This is a genomic window from Paenibacillus sp. FSL R5-0623, from assembly GCF_037974265.1.
GTDB lineage: Bacteria > Bacillota > Bacilli > Paenibacillales > Paenibacillaceae > Paenibacillus.
On sequence record NZ_CP150233.1, the window covers coordinates 4,348,968 to 4,368,615 of the forward strand.

Sequence of the window (19,648 nt, forward strand, 5' to 3'; positions counted from 1 at the left end):
CTTTTGGCTAATAATTACAACCAGGCTGCGATGCTCTTGTCGTATACCACCAGTTCATCTGAAGCAAAGAAATTTGCTGCTTCACGGGAAGCACTTTCTGGTGAATCTGCCCCATGAATCAGATTATGTGGTGTGTGGCTGGCGAAGTCTCCGCGAATGGTACCCGGAGCTGCTTCCTTCACATTGGTTTTTCCGATGACGATGCGCGCAAGCGCCACAATATCGTCGCCTTCCCACACCATGGCAAATACAGGCCCAGATGTGATAAAACGAACCAAATCATCGAAAAATGGTTTGCCCTCATGTTCAGCATAATGGCGTTTTGCCTGATCCTCAGACATCTGCACCAATTTGCCTGCCACCAACTTAAATCCTTTGTCTTCCAGACGGCTAATAATTCGACCGATCAATCCACGCTGCACACCATCCGGCTTCACCATCAAAAATGTACGATCCATCAGCTCACTCCTCACTCACGGTTCAAAGTTAATCACTATGTAAACGCAATCCCTCTGATTGTAACATACATGTCCAAATCCTCCCAATGAGGAATATCACAAGTCTGTTCATCTTTGGGTATGAGCGATCTGAGAGTTGAAGGTCATACAACATTTAATGCGTACGTTTAACCACAAAATGAGCGATATCACGCAGGTTTTTGGTCGTCTTGATGTTAGGTAGCTGATCGAGAGCATCGAGCGCTTTCTTCATATATCGGTCAGCAAGGGCTTCTGCTTTAGCAATTCCTTGACTTTGGCGAATCATTCCAATTGCATCCGATGCACTTGCCCGTCCTTCTTCATGCTGGACACGGGAAATCTCCTTAAGCAAAGGTTCCCGCAGATCGGATTCTTCCAAGGCATAAAGTACAGGAAGAGTGATATTCCCTTGCTTCATGTCACTGCCTGGTGGCTTGCCAAGTTGTTTCTCGGTACCCACCAGATCAAGTACATCATCTTGAATCTGGAAAGCCATCCCCACATTGTATCCGTACGTATACAGCAGGGAAGATACATGTTCAGGCGCACGTGTAGCCAATGCCCCTAACTGACAGCTAACCGCAATCAAAAGTGCTGTTTTGCGGCGAATCCGCAGCAGATAGTTACGAACACTTTGTCCCGTATTGAAAAAGTCGCGAATTTGCTCCATCTCACCAATGGACATCTGTACCATGGCTTTGGCAAGGATACGATGAATAGCTGGATCGGATAAGCCTGCAGTCATTTCAAGTGCCTTACCGTAGATATAGTCTCCAGTGTACATGGCAATCCGATTATCCCATTTTGACTTCACCGTGGGTTTGCCTCGGCGTGTCTCCGCATTATCAATAACATCATCGTGAACGAGGGATGCCGAATGAATCAGCTCCAGCGGAACCGCAACCAGCTTCAGACGTTCAATGTCGTATGTACCAAATTTCCCGCCAAGTAACACAAAAACGGGCCGTAACCGTTTTCCTCCTGCTTTGAGCAAATGAAGTGACGTTTCACTCAGCAGCTTCTGTTCTCCTCGAACACTGCGATACAACTCTTTCTCAATGTAATCCATGTCCTTTTTTAACAATCCGAAAATATCCAATAGTTTCATTCGTTCACCCGTATCAGCGTATTGTCAGTCCATAAATTCATGCTTACCTTCCCCTCCAGCAAGTCGGGCCTGCAGGCATTACGAAAAACCCGGCTTACCGTTCTTGCTTGTGTTTTGCTATAAGGTAATCTAACGTATTTTTCTTCTCCGAATGTCATAGCCGACACCCGGAAATTAAACTCTGCAACTTGTTCTGAAACAAAATACAGAAGTTGCCGGAGCATGGGTCAAGACTGTGGTTCATGAAGACTCACCATCAGCACTCACCAATACCCCGGGATTCGGGGGACAAATAAACCGAGCAACACTTTGGCAAAAAACAGCCTTGTATCGAACTCAGTCGTTATCCCCGTTCATCCGGTTCTCCCCATCTTGTAAACAGTTGATGTGGAATGCGCAAGCTATCCAGCACTTTCCCCACCAAAAACAGAATCAACTCATCCATAGTCTGAGGTTTGTAATAAAAAGCAGGCATAGCCGGTATCATTCGTACACCAAGCCGAGAAAGCTTCAGCATGTTCTCCAGATGGATTGCATGAAGAGGTGTCTCACGTGGTACGAGGATCAATGTTCTTCCCTCTTTCATCATAACATCGGCTGCGCGAGACATCAGATTATCCGATGATCCTTGCGCGATGGACGAAAGAGTTCCCATAGAACATGGCATGATAATCATGCCGTCGGCCAGATAAGAACCACTTGCAATGGAGGCCCCTATATCACTCACAGGATGATAGATCAGAGAACCGGCACGGTTGCCGAATTTTTCTTCCAGCACCGCGTCCCGATTCGTCACATCCCAGTCCAATTCTTCTTTCAGTACACGCCACCCTGCATTGGATATGACCAGATGAACGTTATATTCCAAATCAAGCAGTGTTTCAATTAATCGAATGCCATATATGCTGCCACTCGCTCCGGTAATTCCGACAACCAGTCGTTTATTGTCCGACTGCTGCACCATTTATTTCACCGCCAGATCAATCAGAGTGAACGTAAATACAATTAAACTAAGCAAACTGTTCATGGTAAAAAACGCCGTTTGAACACGGCTCATATCATTAGGCGATACAATATAGTGTTGGTAGAACAGAATTCCATACGTCACCAACATGCCTGCGCCATACCACCAGCTCAGATCTGTCATCAACAATAACGCAAGAAAACCAATTGCAGTAATCACATGGAAGAACTTGGCGATCTGCAAGGATTTAACCAAGCCAAAACGCGAAGGTATGGAGTGAAGACCCTCACCCTGATCGAAATCCAGATCCTGACATGCATAGATAATATCAAAACCCGCTGTCCAGAACACAATCGTAACGTACAGCACAATCGCTGTCCAATCCATCGTTCCTGTTACAGCTACCCAGCCACCAAGTGGTGCCAAACCAATCGTCATTCCGAGGACAACGTGGCATAACCATGTGAATCGTTTGGTATACGAATACAGTACTAACATAAACACAGCAATAGGCAACAGCTGCATCGATAATACATTAAGATTGGATGAGGCCCAGAATAACAATATAAATGAGATAATGACAAATATAACAACTTCCCCATTTTTCAACAGTCCTGCCGGGATGGCTCTCATCGCGGTACGCGGGTTTTTGCCATCAATCGCTTGGTCAATAATTCGGTTCAAACCAAAAGCCGCACTACGTGCGCCGACCATCGCAAGCAATACCCACATGATCTGCATCCAGCTTGGGAAGGTATCATTCACTACCATAGAGCCGAGAATGGCCCCCATAAATGCAAAAGGTAAAGCAAAAAGCGTGTGTTCAATCTTGATCATTTCTAAAAAGATGCGAATTTTCCTAAACATGCTGATTCTCCTTGGTTCCAATATGCAGTGCCGCTATACCTCCGGTCAGAGGGTAGGCCTGCACTTGTTGTAATCCAGTTTCTGCAAAAATGTCTGCCAGTTCCTGCCTTCCCGGAAAAATGGCCAGTGAGTCCGGCAACCATTTGTACTGCTCAAAACTTTTAGCAAACACTTTGGCAAGATTCGGTAAAACCTTCTCAAAATAAAAATAATAAATGCCTTTGAACGGCTGCCATGTTGGCTTGGACAATTCCAGACACACAACCATACCGCCCGGTTTGACCACACGTTTCATCTCAGACAACACTTGTCTGAGATCAGGGACATTACGCAGCCCAAACCCGATCGTCACATAATCAAATGAATTGTCTTCAAAAGGAAGGGACATAGCATTTCCCTGTGTCAGGGTAATCTGCTTTTGACGTTGCACCGCATTGATCTTTGTTTGGCCAACCTCCAGCATGTTGCTACTGAAATCAAGTCCGTGCATGTGCCCCGTTTCACTTGCCTCTGCCATAGCAAGCGTCCAGTCACATGTGCCGCAGCACAAATCAAGACCGGTATCGCCTTTGGACATATTCATCTTTTTCATGGTGAATTTACGCCAAGCCTTATGCCTGCGGAAACTTAGAATATCATTCATGACATCATATTTTCCGGCTATACTCTGAAAAACCGAATGGACATATTCTTCTTTCGGTTTGGTCTCTCCGCTCCCCATTCGTCTGTCTCCCCCTCAATCTTCCCTTACTGCCGCATGTGAAGGCTGCAAATATGCCAGGTAAGGCTCTAGAATTGCATGTATCTCATGCAAACCCATCCGCCCTTCCTCGTCTTGCAACAACAGTTGAATGCGGTGTGTACACTCGCGAAGCTTGTCCAGCAAAACCTCGCCAACCCTATGCTTCAGCACCATAGCGTTCCATGCACGTGCATCCGGTTCAGACTGACGCAACACATTGCGCTCATCGTCATTACCATGCTCGTAAATGTGCCAGTATGCATAGCTATGAAGATATTGTTTTGCGTCATTCATCCGCTTCAGTTCTTCCACGATCGTTTCGCAGAAGCTGAATTCGGTCAACAGGCTGTTCCATAATGACTCTTCGTTATGTTGAATCATGCCTGTAAATGAAAGAAACAGCTGCATCCTCAGCTGTACCGTTTCACGCAAGTATTCATCAGCCGAAACGAGAAGCTTCTTCATCCGTTCATACAGCGTCATCTTGCGTGCGTTCACTCCGGATACAGCACCACTGAGTTTGCCAATCATTTCAATTCTGCCCGCTTGGGCAAGCAATTGGTAAAAACGGCTACTTAAATAATCCCCGGCGAGTACATTCAACTGGCGTGAACGCATCTCCTGCTCTCTCCGCTCACCGGAAATGGTATCGATTCGATCATGCGTATCCATGGCCAACTGAACGAGCGAAGTTGCAAGAGCATATAACTCTTGATGCACCTTTTCGTCTGTGCGGCCCACAAATACCTGCAACAGACGTGCCCGGCTATCCGGAAATGATGGGATTTCCGTATGTTGTCGAATCATGTCGTAATCCGTATATTTCTTTGCTAGTTGGGGTACGCGATATGAATTCATTCTCAGCCTCCGAGCCTTAACATTGTTAATCCATTTCTGCACTACAATCTTATATATTATAGCATATGTTGAACGGGCACGCACTGAATCCTGCTATTCTATTACCCCTGACTTGTCATTTCGAATTGCTTCTTCCAGAGTTCGGTCTCCATCAAATGAAACCAGTCCTTCAATTCATCTGAAAAGGCCGCACTTTTCCAGTTCCGTAATGTTTCAATCGCATACAGAGGCCACTCTCCACGCCGAATATCAGCAGCAAGTAACAGATGTCGTTTATGCATCCATTCATCTTCTGCCATCACACGCAGCAGCACCTGATCCACGTTATCCAGGCTCCGAAAGCCCAGATCCGCCACAGCTGCCATGTTTTCATAGATTTCAGTGTAACTTGTACCCGTTCCTTTAACTTTGAGGTCCAGCGTCAAAATAGACTGTTTCCATTCCACTCTTGCAATGGGCGTTGATAGTTGCATGGAACTTAGCACATCAACCAGATTGTCATTCGTTAGCTGAACTGGATGATGTGATGCAGAGGCAGGCTGTACGTTGTCCCCGCCCCATGTACGCATATGTAAGGTTTGTATGGCAACAAGCAGAAAGACCGCCGCAACCGTTGCCAGCATTGAAGCAGTAACAATCATCCGCGGTTTCATGTACGCCTCCCTGCCTTTACCTGTTAGTGTAGTCTGTCCGGTAAAGGCTCATACCTCATTGTACAATGAAAAAAAGCAGGCTATGCCTGCAATCTTCATTTGAATATATTCAATCTGTACATTACTCCGATTCAATCTGTCCATGCTTGGTAATCAGCGTGGCTTTGCCCCGGATTTTAATAGCTGAAGTATGGGTGGTAAATTGGGCAAACATCACTTCACCCTTGTCCAATTTCTCGGTGTGGTGAAAACGTGTATCCTGACCTCGGGTTAATCCGATCACCTGGACACCATTTTCCTCTGCCTTAATTACAATATAATCATTGCCGGTTGGATGATCCATCACGCATGTCCCCTTCTTTCGTTCGATAGCGTTAATGATGATAAAGATTGTTTCATTTGTCAACCTGCGCCTTATACGAATGAACCGCAAGAATCATCGTTAAAGGGCAAAAGAAAAGGCCGTGAACAAGTCACGGTCTTTTTGTCGACATATGGAATATGTAGAAATCTTATTTAATTCCGTCTTTGAGCGCTTTACCTGGTTTGAATGCAGGAATTTTGCTCGCAGGAATTTCGATTTCTTCACCTGTTTGCGGGTTGCGTCCTTTACGTGCAGAGCGCTCGCGAACTTCGAAGTTCCCAAAACCAACCAATTGTACTTTATCTCCGCTTTGAAGAGCCTCAGAGATTGCTTCGAATACGGCATCAACCGCTTTCGTTACATCTTTCTTGGACAATTCAGTTGCTTCAGATACGTGTGTAATCAAGTCTGATTTGTTCATTTGTTTTTCACCTCCTGTATCAATGTCCTGAATGTTATACTGTGTTTCCGTTTTATAGCGAAATATACGTTCATACGCAAAAAATCTACGTACATCTTGAGCGCTGAACACAAATCTCCGCCTGCGGTCAACAGTCATTTTCGGCAGAATGTCGTCTATAACCACGGGCATTTCAGACGCCGAACAAATTTCATACTAATACAGACAGCCCACAATTTCAAGTCCGGTTGCGGTTTAAGACGTAAAATGTAACCGCCAGGGCAAGCACGAGAACCCCACCTTTTACAATATCATGTGTGAAATACTGTACGTTCATCATCGTTAAACCATTCACAAGTACACCAATCAGAACCGAACCAATGAAGGTTCCGATGACATTTGGTTTACCCGCGCCAAACACAGAGAAACCGACAAACACTGCAGCTACGGATTCCATTAACAACGGTGATCCCGCATCAATTTGCCCAGATCCTACTTTGGAAGCATAGATAATACCTCCGATTGCTGCAAACACTCCAGCGGCTACATAGGCGAGTGTACGCACCTTTTTCACCTTGATTCCAGACAAACGTGCAGCTTCCTCATTACCACCTGTAATGTACATCTGGCGACCATATTTCGTATACGTCAAAAAGATATGCACACCTATTACCGCAATAAGTAGCATGATAACCGATATCGGCATACCAAGCCATTTACCCTGCCCTATTAGCAGGAATGTCGGGTCCATCTCTCCCGCAGCTTTGCTTCCATCAGGGAACTGCATGTGATTGTAAATGGTATATCCTTGTGCATACGTTTTGTGAATGCCTCCGATGATGTACATCGTGGCTAGGGTTGCGAGCAAATCCGGAATACGCAATTTTACGATCAGCAAAGCGTTCAGTAAACCAATAACAGCCCCGATAATCAATGGCACGATAATGACGATTGCGAGCGGTTGCTGATACCAGATCATTAATGAAGCCGTAACGACTGTAGTTAATGAGACAGTCGCCCCAACCGAGAGATCAAATCCATCAACAATGAGAGATAACGTAACACCGATCGCTACAAACGTAACGATCGAGATCGAGCCCAAAATATCGGTCAAGTTACTGTACGTAAAGAAATAAGGCAATTTAATGCCGAAAAATGCGATAACACCTATGATGACAATAATCGCCCCGTAACGGAACGCAAAATCCAGTGATTTATCCTTCATGATTGCACCTCTTGTCCACCGCTTGCATAGTATAGCAGCTGTTCTTGGTTAGTCTCGCCTCGTTTGAACTCTTTTACGATAACACCCTCGCACATGACAGCGATTCGGTCGCCAATTCCCATGCCTTCATCCAGTTCACAGGTGAAATAGATGACACCCTTGCCCGCTAAAGCCAGTTCATTGATGATGCGGAAAATGTCACTTTTTGCCCCTATATCTACACCTTTGGTTGGCTCATCAAATATAAATACATCCGCATCCGCATTAAGCCATTTACCAATGGCTACCTTCTGCTGATTACCACCACTTAGATATTTCACTTCCTGTTTCACGGACGATGTTTTAATTCCAAGCTGTTTCACCAATGACTCTGCATTCAGTCGTTCCCGCTTGCGGCTTACAAAACCTAATGTACTAAGACGGCTTAGCAAAGGCAGACTTAAATTCCGTTCCACGTTCTCCTGAATCAGGATTCCTTGTTTACGTCGCTCCTCCGGTACAGAAACAATCCCCAGAGCCGCCGCATCCGCAGGCTGAGACAGGCGTAGATTACGGTTGTTAAGCCGGATCTCGCCTCCTTCCAGCCGATCTGCACCAATCAGCAAACGAGAGCTTTCCGTTTTACCCGCGCCTACCAGACCCACTACAGCGAGGACTTCACCTCGGCGTACAGACAGGTCAACACCTTTGACCTTCACTCCACGCCGAAGCCCACGTGCCTCCAACAGCAGCTCCCCTACGGGCGCTTCCGTCTTTGGAAATTCTTCTTCGAATGGTTTGCCCAGCATCTGTGTAACCAAATCGTTGATCGTCAGACCCTTTGCTTCACCGGTAAATACATGTTGCCCATCTCTCATAACCGTAACGCGATCACAGTGACCTGTCACTTCCGCAAGACGATGGGTAATGAAAATGCAGGCTACGCCCCGTTCCTTCAGCAGATGTACAATCCGGAAAAATGCATCCGTCTCTTCCTGGCTCAGCGGTGCGGTCGGTTCATCAAAAATGATGACTTTTGCATCCTGAATCAAAATCCGTGCCAACAGTATCATCTGTTTTTCTGCAAGTGTCAGATCGGCCACTTTTTGGTGAACGGATATATCTGCTCCTAATTGCTTCAACGCCTCAACCGCACGCTGTTGCAGTTTTCGTGGACTTTTCCACCAACCCCCGGCAGATGAAGCCAACTGATCCAACATAATGTTCTCCGCAGCCGTCAGCTGTGGCACCAGTGCCGCATCCACTTCCTGATAGACACAGTGAATCCCACTTGCCTTTGCGTCTCCAGGAGAACTTAAATGTAGCGCTTGTCCACTCAACTGAATCGTACCCTGATCCAATGGATAGGCACCGGACAAAATTTTCATTAACGTGCTTTTACCGGCACCATTGGCACCCAGCAGCGCATGAATCTCCCCACCTTTTACAGAGAAATCCACATCCTTCAGTGCAGGAATACCTGAAAACTGCTTGTGGATATGTTCCATTTGCAGCAGAATCGGTGCAGTGCTCATGATGTTAACCTCCAATCGTTCCCTTCCGGGAGCATCCCTTTATTCATCCAGACCACACATATCTTCATTTATGTTTGAAAAAGCGCGCCTTGCGGCGCGCTTCCCATACGCTGCTTATTTAGCAGTAATTCCGTATTCGCTCATCCAGTCCTTGATTCCTTGTGTGCTGCCACCCCAACCTTCAACGAACTCTGACAGCTCCGAAGTGGAGATTTGTTTATCTGGCAGAGCTTCACGTTGAACATATACAGGGTTAAGAACAACTGCATCTTCTGTCTCGTCCCCGTTCAGTTTTTGATAAGCATAACGTACCTGGACGCGACCAATATCCGTTGGATCAACAGCCGCAGAAGCTACCCAAGGATTTTTCGGGTCCTGAATCATTTGCAGATCCTCGTCACTCATATCAATACCATACACTTTGATCTCATCACGTCCAGCTTGTTGAATCGCACGCGCTGCACCTTTGGCGAACTCATCCCATGCAGTCCATACAGCTGTAATCTCACCTTTTGGATACTGCTTGAGAATAGCTTCCATTTTGGCTTGAGTATCCAGCGCCGGGTTCTGTGCAGAACCGAATGTAGCTATTTCCTTGATGTCCGGATTTGCTTTCATGAATTCACCGTATGCAATTTGACGGCGTTCCATCGGTGCGAAACCAGCTACCCATACTTTAACAATATTGCCTTGTCCATTGATATCTTTTTTCATTTGCTCCAGCGTCAGTTCAGCCATCTTCTGGTCATCCTGCGATAAGACTGTAGCTCCCGGAACACTAATAGCTGCGTCAAACACGACCACTGGAATATTCTGTTCTACTGCCTTCTTCACGCCTGGCTCTAATAGGGAATCCCCGTGATCCGTGAGAATGGCATCGAATTTTTGGTTAATAGCGCTATCGAGCAAGGATACCATTTTTGCTTTGTCATTATCGGCAACAAACGTTGTCAGTTCTCCACCGAATTTTTCAATTTCTTCTTTTACACCTTGTACATATTGCTGCGAGAAAGTACCTGTATTAAACTCCATAATAAGTGCGATCCGCTTGCCGCTTAGAGGGCCTGTAACTGCTTCCGTTTTTGGTGTATCATCTGATGCACCCGAAGCCGGAGTTGCTGCCGGTTCTTTTTTGATTCCACAAGCGGACAGCGCCAATGTAAATACTAATAACACACTCAACCATACCCATTTTGTCTCTTTTCTTTTCATCTCTGTATCCCCCTGTCCACTCTCTGTGATCTCGATCACAATAGTTGAATATTAATATAACGGCTAATCCCTAGTATGTAAATGGGTTTTAGCAATTTAAAGCTAAACCTCGCTAAGTTTTTTCAAAAGTACTATTCTTCCTATCCATTTCATCCAAAATAAAGAAATCACGTAAAAAAGACCGCGAGGGGATGCCCCCTTACGGTCTTTTGATGTCTTACAGAATGATGGCGATCAAGCCGCCCGAACCTTCGTTAATGATTCTTCCCAGTGTCTCTTGCAATTTGTATCTTGCATTATCCGGCATCATGGCAATCTTGCCCTGAATCCCTTCTCGCACAATGGAGTGCAGTGAACGACCGAACATGTCTGAATCCCATACCTTGATCGGATCGTTCTCGAAGTCCTGCATCAGGTATCTCACCAGTTCCTCACTCTGCTTCTCTGTGCCGATGATTGGAGCGAACTCCGATTCCACATCAACCCGGATCATGTGAATGGACGGTGCCGTTGCTTTCAGGCGTACGCCAAATTTGGTGCCCTGACGAATGAGCTCAGGTTCATCCAGAGCCATCTCGGCGAGAGATGGAGCAGCAATGCCGTATCCGGTCGTTTTGACCATCTCCAGCGCTTCTGCAAAGCGGTCATATTCTCTCTTCGCATGCGAGAATTCCTGCATCAATTGCAGCAGATGATCCTTACCGCGAATCTCGATGCCAACCACTTCCACGAGAATCTGATCATACAGTTCATCCGGCGCGTACAGGTCAATTTCGGCTACACCCTGCCCCATATTCATGCCACTTAGGCCTGCGCGATCAATGAATTCATATTCCATGAACTGTGCGACAACCCGATCCACGTCACGAAGTCTGCGAATATCCTTGACGGTATCCCGTACGGAATTTTCGTAGTTGCTACGCAGCCAGTGAGTCTCGTTGAGCACCATAACCCAGCTCGGCAAGTTTACATTCACTTCATGTACAGGGAACTCATAGAGCACTTCACGAAGTACACCCGTTACATCATCTTCCGTCATGGTCGCTGCACTGAGTGTCATCACCGGAATATCGTATTTGGCAGCAAGCTCACTACGCAATTGCAGGGCTTCTTCACTGCGAGGACGAGTGGAGTTGATGACCAGGACAAACGGTTTACCCACTTCTTTTAATTCCTCAATGACCCGTTCTTCAGATTCCACATAGGAACTGCGGGCAATTTCGGCGATTGTGCCGTCTGTTGTTACCACAACACCCAGTGTAGAATGCTCCTGAATGACTTTGCGAGTACCAATCTCGGCAGCTTCTTGGAACGGAATTGGTTCCTCGAACCAAGGCGTGGAGATCATGCGTGGACCATTCTCATCCTCGTATCCCTTGGCTCCTTCCACCGCGTAACCTACACAATCCACAAGTCGCACATTGACATCGAGTCCTTCTGCCACCTTGATCTGGACTGCGTTATTCGGTACAAATTTCGGCTCGGTTGTCATGATGGTTTTGCCTGCAGCACTTTGTGGAAGTTCATCCACTGCACGGGCACGATCAGCCTCGCTTGCGATGTTAGGCAATACGATCGTTTCCATGAATCGTTTAATAAATGTTGATTTTCCCGTCCGGACTGCGCCGACAACCCCGAGATAAATATCCCCTCCGGTCCGCTCAGCTATGTCCTTAAAAATGTCCACTTTCTCCAATGAAATCCCCTCCCTAAATTACTCCGAAGGAAAAATGCTAAAGAGCATCCGCTTCGTTTTTTCAATCAGAAGACTGAAATCCCTGCAACGGTAGAGCCGCCTTTGTGAGTGCCCGGAAGTCGTCCGCCGCCGAACGTTGCATTCTGATGAAACCGGCGAGAGCGGCGTTAACTCGTACATGCAATTGGACTAGTATCATCTTATGTATCCGTATGCGGCAATATGACGCGTATTTTTGTTTTTTTATCTTAAGGTGATGACATTAGGAGAATCCCCCGATCTCGGACTGCGCGTCTTTATTTCAATCTACTTTATGTGATCCGTGAAGCTTTTATGACGGTTATTGCTCATACTTACAAAAGAAAAAGAGATATCCCTTATTTGGAATATCTCTTTTTGAACCATTAGAGGCATGGTGGTCATACAGCTAAATCATATAAATTGCAATCATGCTTATTTTATTGGCTGTGCAACCGGCGCATTATTTTGCCATGCGTAGGGAACAGATTTAACGGGTACAAAGTAAGAGTGTTCCAACAGAAAATCCCTAACATCATCACTCTCCACTGGAGACATGTCAGACTTCTCCATCGCCTGCATAATGTCAAAAGCATAATCCACATAGACCTTGCCTTCGTCATCCATCATAAAAGGTAACGCCTGACCGGAATAAACACTATTCAACGTTATGGAAGGTGTACCCGCGTGTGAAGCCTGCTCCATATTCACTGCATATAAACCCGGATACAGTTCTTCCCCACTTGGTAGCTTATTGTTATGTACGGACTTATATTGATTAACCATTCGTTGCACATCATTCACTTTCTGAACGGTCAGAAGATCCATCACTTTAACGGTTGGATTCACTTCTTCATCCTGAATAAGGAAGTAAGCGCTCCCACCACTTTCAAAAGCAGTCCCCGGTATTTCATCCAGATACCCCAGTTGTTTCAACTTGGGCAGATCCACTCTGAACTTTTCATATTTTGGCGTTTCCATATCTGCATTGATGATTGGCAAAATCCCCTCATCTTGCTGGAATGACTCGACCGCACTCTGGATACGGCTCACGCTTTCCCGATAGGCTATCTTAGGGTCTGAATTACTCTGGGATGGATACATACAACCACTTGCTGTAAAAGCAAACAACAGGAGTAACAGCAGACCGCCCGTCTGATGTCTCAGACGCTGCCGTCCGCTTCCTTCCACACATTTTGGCTTATTCCTAATCATTCGTGTCCTCCTTGAATAACTCATTAGAGAATCCATTTCATAACGCTCAGAACCAGTCATCTTCCTGTTGCTGACGTTCCAGTTGTTTCCGAATGGCTGCCTTCAGCGGGTCCTCTGGAACATGAACCGATAGAGATCCGCACACCTTGGCCTGACAGGACAGTCGTGTACCTGCTTCCAACAGTGAACCCAGCTTGCGCTTTTCTGCATCTGTTGGTGGATACAGTTCCGCCCGGTGTTCTTCATCTACGTTCACTTTGCACATCAGGCAAGCCGCTTTGCCATCACATCGGGTCGTAATCTTGACTCCAGCACGTCGTGCTGCATGCAAAAGTGTCACCCCTGGTTTGAGCGCTATCGATTTGTTCATAGGTAAAAAAGTAACTTTATAGTCCATCATTTTCCTCCCTCAACCTACTGGGGCCATGTAAAGCCAACAAGCTCTTCCACTTCGGCTCTGAAGCGATTTGTCCATACATTCTGTTGACTTAAAAGCATCATTATAGGTTGATGTGCATCTGGCTGCTCACGCATCTGTTTAGCAATGGGGACATAACGATCTTCACGACCTCGCAGCAGATTAAACAACAGCTCATGCGCAAGCGGCATCAGTCGCAGGGGATATGAACCCACTTGTGCTACTGGTGCATGCGGAGCAAGTACATGTTCAATCTCGACGCGGTACCAACTTTTGCGAGCCCATATTTCGAAACCACCAACCAGTTCCAGCGCACATTCACCCACCTGATAGTGGCTCAGCAGAGAAGCATACGGTCCCGTCTTGTCCACTGTAGGCTCGTCAAGCATTTCCCCTGGAGCGCTACGGTGAAGTTCCTTAGCAGCAGCAACATCCGCATAGATATCAATATCTCTCGGAGCCTGTTGCAACTCCACCCCTTGAAGCAGCAACCCACAACTTCCTCCAAGTAACCATGTCTGCGGCTGTGTGTTCCAGGCTTTGGCCGTTTCCAGCAAAGCCGCGTGTAATTCCGGATAACGCTCTGTCCGACCCTCCGTATCATGCGGCCCCATAGGCTCACACTCCCCTCATCCGTGTTCATTGTGTCAGTTCTTATGATGTGTTTATGCGGATGTATCTTTCAGGCATGGGAAATCAGGTCAGAGAAGCGATTCCACCGAAAAAGCCAATCAGCATAATCAAAAATGCAATCAGAGAAAGAATCCCCCGTACAATACCTTTTGTTTTGGCACGAGCAAACGTAATCAGGAATACAGATAATCCCATAATGAGGATGGCCACCAATGACAGCCACATCTTGTCCATTGCGCTCATAATCCAGCAGTCTCCCCTTCAGTCCGATATTCATCACTGACACTGTGACAATTGCAACCATTATAACATGAAATTCAGCTCAACTTTCCAAAAAAAAGACAAAAAAGCAAGCCGGCAGAAGCCGACTCGTCTTTTTGTCTTACTGGATTACCTGTACATGCAGGTGTGATCTATTATTTTTTCATCATCATTTTCATTAACGATTCCATACTGCTCGGATTCAATCCGCTTTTCTTGACCGCACTCACAATATCCTTAACCGTATCCTCAGATACCGGAACTTTCGCCATGGCGGATACTTGTTTGATCAACTGGCGCAACTGAGCTTCATTCTGAATCGTCGTTGGTTTCACCGTGCTTGCCAATTTCTTAACGGCACCTTCAGTTATCGTTTTACCCGTTTTCTTGTTGATTGCATTCAGTGCATCTTTGGAAATGTTGTTACCCATTCGTCTCCCCTCCTCCGGCAATACTCATGTGTATAGTATGAGTCTGCTACAGAAAAGGTGAATAAGCTTATTATTTCACAAGGTACGTTTAGGCTGATTACAATCAGGAATGCCACTGCTCCCAGGTTTCAATCTTCATGACTTCCATTTCAGTCTTCGGGTCACGTCCCATCAAGGCTTCAACCGCATCACGCGGCTGTCTCTCCTGGAATAAAACGTGATATAACTGATCCGCAATTGGCATTTGTACACCGTATTTTTGTGAGATGAAATAGGCAGCTTGCGTAGTTCGAATGCCTTCTACCACCATGCCCATGGACTTCAGAACATCATCCAGCTTTTGTCCCTGGCCCAACATGGAACCTGCTCTCCAGTTCCGGCTGTGCTGACTTGTAGCCGTTACAACCAGATCCCCGATTCCAGCAAGTCCCGAAAACGTTAGCGGATTTGCTCCCATCGCAACACCAATACGTGTGATCTCTGCCAGACCGCGTGTTAGCAAAGCGGCTTTGGCATTATCACCAAATTGAAGACCATCGGACATGCCTGCACCAAGAGCAATGATATTTTTGAATGCGCCTGCAAGCTCAACACCAATCATGTCCCGATTCGTGTAAACCCGGAAATAGGCATTCATAAACAAAGCTTGGGCAGACTCGGCAGATGACTTATCCAGTGAAGCTACAACCACTGTCGTTGGACAACGCTTCACCACTTCTTCCGCATGGCTTGGGCCAGAAAGAACAACAACACGTCCTTCTTCACATTCAAGCTCTTCTGAAATGACTGTGGACATCCGTTTGAGGCTTTCTGTCTCGAAACCTTTGGTTGCATGAATGACTAACATCTCAGGCTTGTAATAAGCCTTAAGCTGGTTCGTAACTGCACGCATGGCTGATGAAGGCGCAACAATTAACACAGCTATAGCGCCTTCCACCGCAGCTTCCATATCAGTTGTTGCTTGAATCCGTGGTGAAAGCTCCGCATCCGGAAGATAGCGTGTATTGGTGTGCTTGTTATTGATTTCGTTAGCCTGGTCTTCACCACGTGTCCACATCATCACATCCAACTGATTGGCAGCGAGTACACTGGCCAGAGCCGTTCCCCAGCTTCCAGCGACCAGAACAGCAACTTTTTTAGACAACTCGTTTACCCCCTCCAGGGTTTTTCGATCCCAATTTATTTTCCTGTCCTTTGGCGAGCTTCGCAATATTGGTACGATGTCTCCAGAACGCAAACAGACAAATAATCAGACTCCCCCAGAAGATATTCATTGAATATCCGGGTAATACCAAGATAAAGATGGGTGTAAATGCTACAAAAATCAGAGACCCCAATGAAACATAGCGTGTCAATACAATAGACAGAATGGCGATCACCCCAGCACATAACGCAGGTAGGAAAGCAAGACTCACCAGAACACCAATGGCTGTGGCAATGCCTTTTCCTCCACGAAAATGGAAGTAAAGCGGCCAGTTATGTCCTGCAATGGCTGCTATACCACTGAGTGCAGGAATCCAGGCAGAACCGTCACTCAGCCAGATTCCTATCCATACAGCTGCAACACCCTTAAGTACATCAAGTAACAGAACAGCAATTGCCGGTCCTTTACCCAAAATACGCAATGTATTGGTAGCTCCCGCGTTTCCGCTTCCATGCTGACGAATATCGATCCCCCGTATCGCTTTGGCAAGGAGGACACTAAAGCTGATCGAACCGAGCAGATAACTCAGTACAATCGCTGCGATTTGTAAAATCACACACTTCTCCCCTAACTTTCGTCGGACTTCTTCCGAGTAAATATGCGAATTGGTGTTCCTTCGAAATCAAACGCTGCACGGATTTTATTCTCCAGATAGCGCTCATATGAGAAGTGCATCAACTCAGGGTCGTTCACAAAAATAACCATGGTCGGCGGTTTAACTGCAACCTGAGTCACATAGTTAATTCTCATTCTCCGTCCTTTATCTGTTGGCGGAGGATTAATCGCAACCGCATCAGACACCACATCGTTAAGCAGATGTGTCTGCACACGTAACGAGTGTTGCTCTGCTACACGTTGCACAACCGGCAACAGTTTTTGTAAGCGTTGTTTTGTGAGGGCTGACAAGAATACGACCGGAGCATAAGTCATAAACAGGAAGTGATCCCGAATTTTTCTCTCAAACTCTTTCATCGTTTTGTCATGCTTCTCTACCACGTCCCATTTGTTCACAACAAACAATGACGCTTTACCCGCTTCGAATGCATATCCTGCAATATGCTTGTCCTGTTCAATAATGCCTTCTTCACCATTAATGACAATCAGAACAACATCTGCACGCTCAATCGCACGCATAGCCCGCATTACACTGTATTTCTCAGTTGTTTCATATACTTTCCCACGCTTACGCATACCTGCTGTATCAATCAGCACGTAACGTTGGCCGTCTTTTTCAAAAGGTGTATCAATTGCATCCCGGGTCGTTCCAGCCACGTCACTTACAATGACACGTTCTTCACCCAGAATAGCGTTCACCAGTGAAGATTTACCCACATTAGGACGTCCGATCAGAGCTACACGAATGACATCTTCATCGTAAGTCTCTTCCTCAAGTTCTGGCAGCTTCTCCACAATTGCATCAAGCAAATCACCTACACCTGTACCGTGACTTCCGGATACGCCGATGGGATCACCGAAACCAAATCCATAAAACTCATAAATGAGCTCACTTCGTCCGATATTATCCACTTTGTTAACGGCTACAACAATAGGCTTGCCTGAGCGGTAGAGCATCTCTGCTACCTCTTCATCCGATTGCGTAATACCTGCTTTTGCATCACACATGAATACAATAACATCCGCTTCTTCAATAGCGAGCTCTGCTTGCATCCGAATCGATTTTAAGATTACATCTTCACCATCAATTTCGATACCACCTGTATCAATGATACTAAAGGGTTTACCGTTCCATTCACCGATTCCATATATGCGGTCACGGGTAATGCCCGGCTTGTCTTCCACAATGGCCAGTCTGTCGCCGATGATCCGATTGAAAATGGTGGATTTACCCACGTTCGGTCGTCCGACAATTGCCACAACGGGTCTTGCCATACATTCCACTCCTCCTGTCCATACTTACGATACTCATCATAGCAAAAAAGATATGTCTTGGCTAACGTTTCATGCCAAATTACTCGCAATAAAAACAATCGGCGAACCCGCCTGGGGCTCGCCGATCTTGCTTTTGTTATTCAGCAAAATATGCAGTATATAACTTAGAACCATGCATTGTTAACTTATTTGAATTTGCTGAGTTTGTCTCCAAACAGTTCGCCAAGCGTAGTGCTCATACCTTGATTGTTCAAGGAAACGTTTGGATTGTTGATTTCTTCACGCGGAGCGTTGTTTCTTGAAGGTCTTTCTGATTTTTGTGGTTGAGCTGGAGCTTCTTCTGTTTCTTTGATGCTCAAGCTTACACGTTGCTCAGAAGGGTTCATGTCCAAGATTTTAACTTGAACTTCTTGTCCTTCTTTCAGCACTTCATGAGGAGTGCCGATGTGTTTGTGGGAGATTTGCGAGATATGCACAAGTCCCTCAACACCAGGAGCGATTTCAACAAATGCACCGAAGTCTACCAGACGTTTTACAACACCTGTTACGATATCGCTGGAATTGAATTTTTCGCTTGCTGTTTCCCAAGGACCTGGTTGAACAGCTTTCATGCTCAGGCTGATTTTGCCTTTTTCAGGGTCAACTTTCAGCACTTTCACACTAACTTTATCACCTTCAGACAGTACGTCGGATGGTTTTTCAACGTGTGTCCAAGCCAGCTCGGATACGTGAACCAAACCGTCAACTCCGCCCACATCAACGAATGCACCGAATTGAGTCAAACGTTGTACTGTACCTTCGATCACTTGACCTTCTTGCAAACCAGCCATTACTGTAGCTTTGTTTGCTTCGAATTCTTGCTCCAGTACGTCTTTTTGGGAAAGGATCACTTTGTTGTTCTCACGGTCGATCTCTTTCACTTTAACACGCAGTGTGCGTCCTTTGTAGTCACTGAAGTCTTCAACGAAATGACGTTCAACCATGGAAGCCGGGATAAATCCACGTACGCCCACGTCTGCTACCAGACCGCCTTTAACAACATCACCTACAACAACTTCGAATACGTCTTGGTCTTCAAAATGCTTTTGCAATTGATCCCATGCGTTTTCGCTGTCGATTGCACGTTTGGACAGAACGAGTTTTTCTTTCTCGTCGTCGATGCTAAGAACTTTAGCTTCAACTTCTTGTCCAACTTCTACTGCGTCAGACGCACTGTCAACATGTAATGAAGACAGTTCACGAATTGGAATGACACCGTCATATTTATATCCAATGCTCACATAGGCTTGGTTATCTTCCAATTTGACGATGGTTCCTTTTACGGTATCTCCTTTTTTCAAGGAAACGAATTGATCCAACTCATCTTGGGTTGCTTCTTGATTTTTCATTTCTTCCGACATGTCAAATACCCTCCTCAATTCAAAAACCCCATTATATTCAAACCTGCCTGTAGCAGAGTTCAAAACACTTTCATCACTGAGTGCTCAAGCTTTAGT

22 protein-coding genes are annotated in these 19,648 nt (G+C 46.0%); all 22 read right to left on the bottom strand.

The annotated features are described in order from the left end of the window. Positions 1–14 precede the first annotated feature (14 nt). Positions 15–458 carry a nucleoside-diphosphate kinase gene (gene ndk, locus MKY92_RS18990; protein ID WP_017687704.1) on the bottom strand — a complete coding sequence of 148 codons (444 nt, stop codon included), beginning with the start codon at positions 456–458 and terminating at the stop codon, positions 15–17. Between the two features lie 154 nt (positions 459–612). Next, a complete protein-coding gene (locus tag MKY92_RS18995) occupies positions 613–1,587 on the bottom strand; it encodes a polyprenyl synthetase family protein (protein ID WP_017687703.1) in 975 nt (324 codons plus the stop codon). A 343-nt stretch (positions 1,588–1,930) separates the two neighbouring features. Then, on the bottom strand, positions 1,931–2,551 hold the full coding sequence (locus tag MKY92_RS19000) for a flavin prenyltransferase UbiX (RefSeq protein ID WP_339297302.1): 621 nt from the start codon (positions 2,549–2,551) through the stop codon (positions 1,931–1,933). After that, positions 2,552–3,418, bottom strand: a complete 867-nt coding sequence (locus MKY92_RS19005; protein ID WP_221820314.1) for a UbiA-like polyprenyltransferase — start codon at positions 3,416–3,418, stop codon at positions 2,552–2,554. Continuing rightward, positions 3,411–4,139, bottom strand: a complete 729-nt coding sequence (locus tag MKY92_RS19010; RefSeq protein ID WP_036607690.1) for a demethylmenaquinone methyltransferase — start codon at positions 4,137–4,139, stop codon at positions 3,411–3,413. The genes MKY92_RS19005 and MKY92_RS19010 overlap by 8 nt, the downstream gene beginning before the upstream one ends. A 15-nt stretch (positions 4,140–4,154) precedes the next feature. Continuing rightward, positions 4,155–5,018, bottom strand: a complete 864-nt coding sequence (locus MKY92_RS19015; protein ID WP_339297303.1) for a heptaprenyl diphosphate synthase component 1 — start codon at positions 5,016–5,018, stop codon at positions 4,155–4,157. Between the two features lie 101 nt (positions 5,019–5,119). Next, complete coding sequence (locus MKY92_RS19020; protein WP_076209915.1) at positions 5,120–5,671, bottom strand: hypothetical protein; 552 nt, start codon at positions 5,669–5,671, stop codon at positions 5,120–5,122. Between the two features lie 121 nt (positions 5,672–5,792). Then, positions 5,793–6,014 carry a trp RNA-binding attenuation protein MtrB gene (gene mtrB, locus MKY92_RS19025; RefSeq protein ID WP_017687697.1) on the bottom strand — a complete coding sequence of 74 codons (222 nt, stop codon included), beginning with the start codon at positions 6,012–6,014 and terminating at the stop codon, positions 5,793–5,795. 169 nt (positions 6,015–6,183) lie between these two features. Further along, complete coding sequence (locus tag MKY92_RS19030; RefSeq protein WP_024630670.1) at positions 6,184–6,456, bottom strand: HU family DNA-binding protein; 273 nt, start codon at positions 6,454–6,456, stop codon at positions 6,184–6,186. Positions 6,457–6,673: 217 nt separating this feature from the next. Further along, positions 6,674–7,660, bottom strand: coding sequence for an ABC transporter permease (locus tag MKY92_RS19035; protein ID WP_017687695.1), 987 nt, complete (start codon positions 7,658–7,660; stop codon positions 6,674–6,676). Beyond that, complete coding sequence (locus MKY92_RS19040; RefSeq protein WP_339297304.1) at positions 7,657–9,174, bottom strand: sugar ABC transporter ATP-binding protein; 1,518 nt, start codon at positions 9,172–9,174, stop codon at positions 7,657–7,659. Before MKY92_RS19040 ends, MKY92_RS19035 begins: the two co-directional genes overlap by 4 nt. A gap of 114 nt (positions 9,175–9,288) precedes the next feature. Beyond that, on the bottom strand, positions 9,289–10,386 hold the full coding sequence (locus MKY92_RS19045) for a sugar ABC transporter substrate-binding protein (protein ID WP_036672016.1): 1,098 nt from the start codon (positions 10,384–10,386) through the stop codon (positions 9,289–9,291). Between the two features lie 217 nt (positions 10,387–10,603). Next, positions 10,604–12,082, bottom strand: a complete 1,479-nt coding sequence (gene spoIVA, locus MKY92_RS19050; RefSeq protein ID WP_339297305.1) for a stage IV sporulation protein A — start codon at positions 12,080–12,082, stop codon at positions 10,604–10,606. Between the two features lie 453 nt (positions 12,083–12,535). Beyond that, positions 12,536–13,315, bottom strand: a complete 780-nt coding sequence (locus MKY92_RS19055) for a hypothetical protein (RefSeq protein ID WP_339297306.1) — start codon at positions 13,313–13,315, stop codon at positions 12,536–12,538. 46 nt (positions 13,316–13,361) lie between these two features. Further along, entirely contained in the window at positions 13,362–13,712 is a 351-nt protein-coding gene (locus tag MKY92_RS19060; RefSeq protein ID WP_017687690.1) for a 2Fe-2S iron-sulfur cluster-binding protein, read from the bottom strand. Positions 13,713–13,729: 17 nt separating this feature from the next. Then, complete coding sequence (locus MKY92_RS19065; RefSeq protein WP_339297307.1) at positions 13,730–14,347, bottom strand: hypothetical protein; 618 nt, start codon at positions 14,345–14,347, stop codon at positions 13,730–13,732. 82 nt (positions 14,348–14,429) lie between these two features. After that, positions 14,430–14,609 (bottom strand): DUF2768 family protein, encoded by a 180-nt coding sequence (locus MKY92_RS19070; RefSeq protein ID WP_017687688.1) that lies wholly within the window; start codon positions 14,607–14,609, stop codon positions 14,430–14,432. A 173-nt stretch (positions 14,610–14,782) separates the two neighbouring features. After that, a complete protein-coding gene (locus tag MKY92_RS19075; RefSeq protein ID WP_017687687.1) occupies positions 14,783–15,058 on the bottom strand; it encodes a stage VI sporulation protein F in 276 nt (91 codons plus the stop codon). Positions 15,059–15,161: 103 nt separating this feature from the next. Further along, positions 15,162–16,202 (bottom strand): NAD(P)H-dependent glycerol-3-phosphate dehydrogenase, encoded by a 1,041-nt coding sequence (locus MKY92_RS19080; RefSeq protein ID WP_339297308.1) that lies wholly within the window; start codon positions 16,200–16,202, stop codon positions 15,162–15,164. After that, positions 16,195–16,818, bottom strand: coding sequence for a glycerol-3-phosphate 1-O-acyltransferase PlsY (gene plsY / locus MKY92_RS19085; RefSeq protein WP_076209908.1), 624 nt, complete (start codon positions 16,816–16,818; stop codon positions 16,195–16,197). The genes MKY92_RS19080 and plsY overlap by 8 nt, the downstream gene beginning before the upstream one ends. An 11-nt stretch (positions 16,819–16,829) precedes the next feature. Further along, a complete protein-coding gene (gene der, locus MKY92_RS19090; protein WP_076209907.1) occupies positions 16,830–18,152 on the bottom strand; it encodes a ribosome biogenesis GTPase Der in 1,323 nt (440 codons plus the stop codon). 185 nt (positions 18,153–18,337) lie between these two features. Continuing rightward, positions 18,338–19,552 (bottom strand): 30S ribosomal protein S1, encoded by a 1,215-nt coding sequence (gene rpsA / locus MKY92_RS19095; protein ID WP_036607712.1) that lies wholly within the window; start codon positions 19,550–19,552, stop codon positions 18,338–18,340. Positions 19,553–19,648 lie beyond the last annotated feature (96 nt).

Coding starts and splice junctions, on each gene's coding strand:
- MKY92_RS19030 (WP_024630670.1), bottom strand. CDS start 6,456: ATGAACAAATCAGACTTGATTACACACGTATCTGAAGCAACTGAATTG.
- MKY92_RS19010 (WP_036607690.1), bottom strand. CDS start 4,139: ATGGGGAGCGGAGAGACCAAACCGAAAGAAGAATATGTCCATTCGGTT.
- MKY92_RS19040 (WP_339297304.1), bottom strand. CDS start 9,174: ATGAGCACTGCACCGATTCTGCTGCAAATGGAACATATCCACAAGCAG.
- MKY92_RS19035 (WP_017687695.1), bottom strand. CDS start 7,660: ATGAAGGATAAATCACTGGATTTTGCGTTCCGTTACGGGGCGATTATT.
- MKY92_RS19060 (WP_017687690.1), bottom strand. CDS start 13,712: ATGGACTATAAAGTTACTTTTTTACCTATGAACAAATCGATAGCGCTC.
- MKY92_RS19055 (WP_339297306.1), bottom strand. CDS start 13,315: ATGATTAGGAATAAGCCAAAATGTGTGGAAGGAAGCGGACGGCAGCGT.
- rpsA (WP_036607712.1), bottom strand. CDS start 19,552: ATGTCGGAAGAAATGAAAAATCAAGAAGCAACCCAAGATGAGTTGGAT.
- MKY92_RS19005 (WP_221820314.1), bottom strand. CDS start 3,418: ATGTTTAGGAAAATTCGCATCTTTTTAGAAATGATCAAGATTGAACAC.
- mtrB (WP_017687697.1), bottom strand. CDS start 6,014: ATGGATCATCCAACCGGCAATGATTATATTGTAATTAAGGCAGAGGAA.
- MKY92_RS18995 (WP_017687703.1), bottom strand. CDS start 1,587: ATGAAACTATTGGATATTTTCGGATTGTTAAAAAAGGACATGGATTAC.
- MKY92_RS19000 (WP_339297302.1), bottom strand. CDS start 2,551: ATGGTGCAGCAGTCGGACAATAAACGACTGGTTGTCGGAATTACCGGA.
- der (WP_076209907.1), bottom strand. CDS start 18,152: ATGGCAAGACCCGTTGTGGCAATTGTCGGACGACCGAACGTGGGTAAA.
- MKY92_RS19065 (WP_339297307.1), bottom strand. CDS start 14,347: ATGGGGCCGCATGATACGGAGGGTCGGACAGAGCGTTATCCGGAATTA.
- MKY92_RS19070 (WP_017687688.1), bottom strand. CDS start 14,609: ATGAGCGCAATGGACAAGATGTGGCTGTCATTGGTGGCCATCCTCATT.
- MKY92_RS19020 (WP_076209915.1), bottom strand. CDS start 5,671: ATGAAACCGCGGATGATTGTTACTGCTTCAATGCTGGCAACGGTTGCG.
- MKY92_RS19045 (WP_036672016.1), bottom strand. CDS start 10,386: ATGAAAAGAAAAGAGACAAAATGGGTATGGTTGAGTGTGTTATTAGTA.
- MKY92_RS19015 (WP_339297303.1), bottom strand. CDS start 5,018: ATGAATTCATATCGCGTACCCCAACTAGCAAAGAAATATACGGATTAC.
- ndk (WP_017687704.1), bottom strand. CDS start 458: ATGGATCGTACATTTTTGATGGTGAAGCCGGATGGTGTGCAGCGTGGA.
- MKY92_RS19075 (WP_017687687.1), bottom strand. CDS start 15,058: ATGGGTAACAACATTTCCAAAGATGCACTGAATGCAATCAACAAGAAA.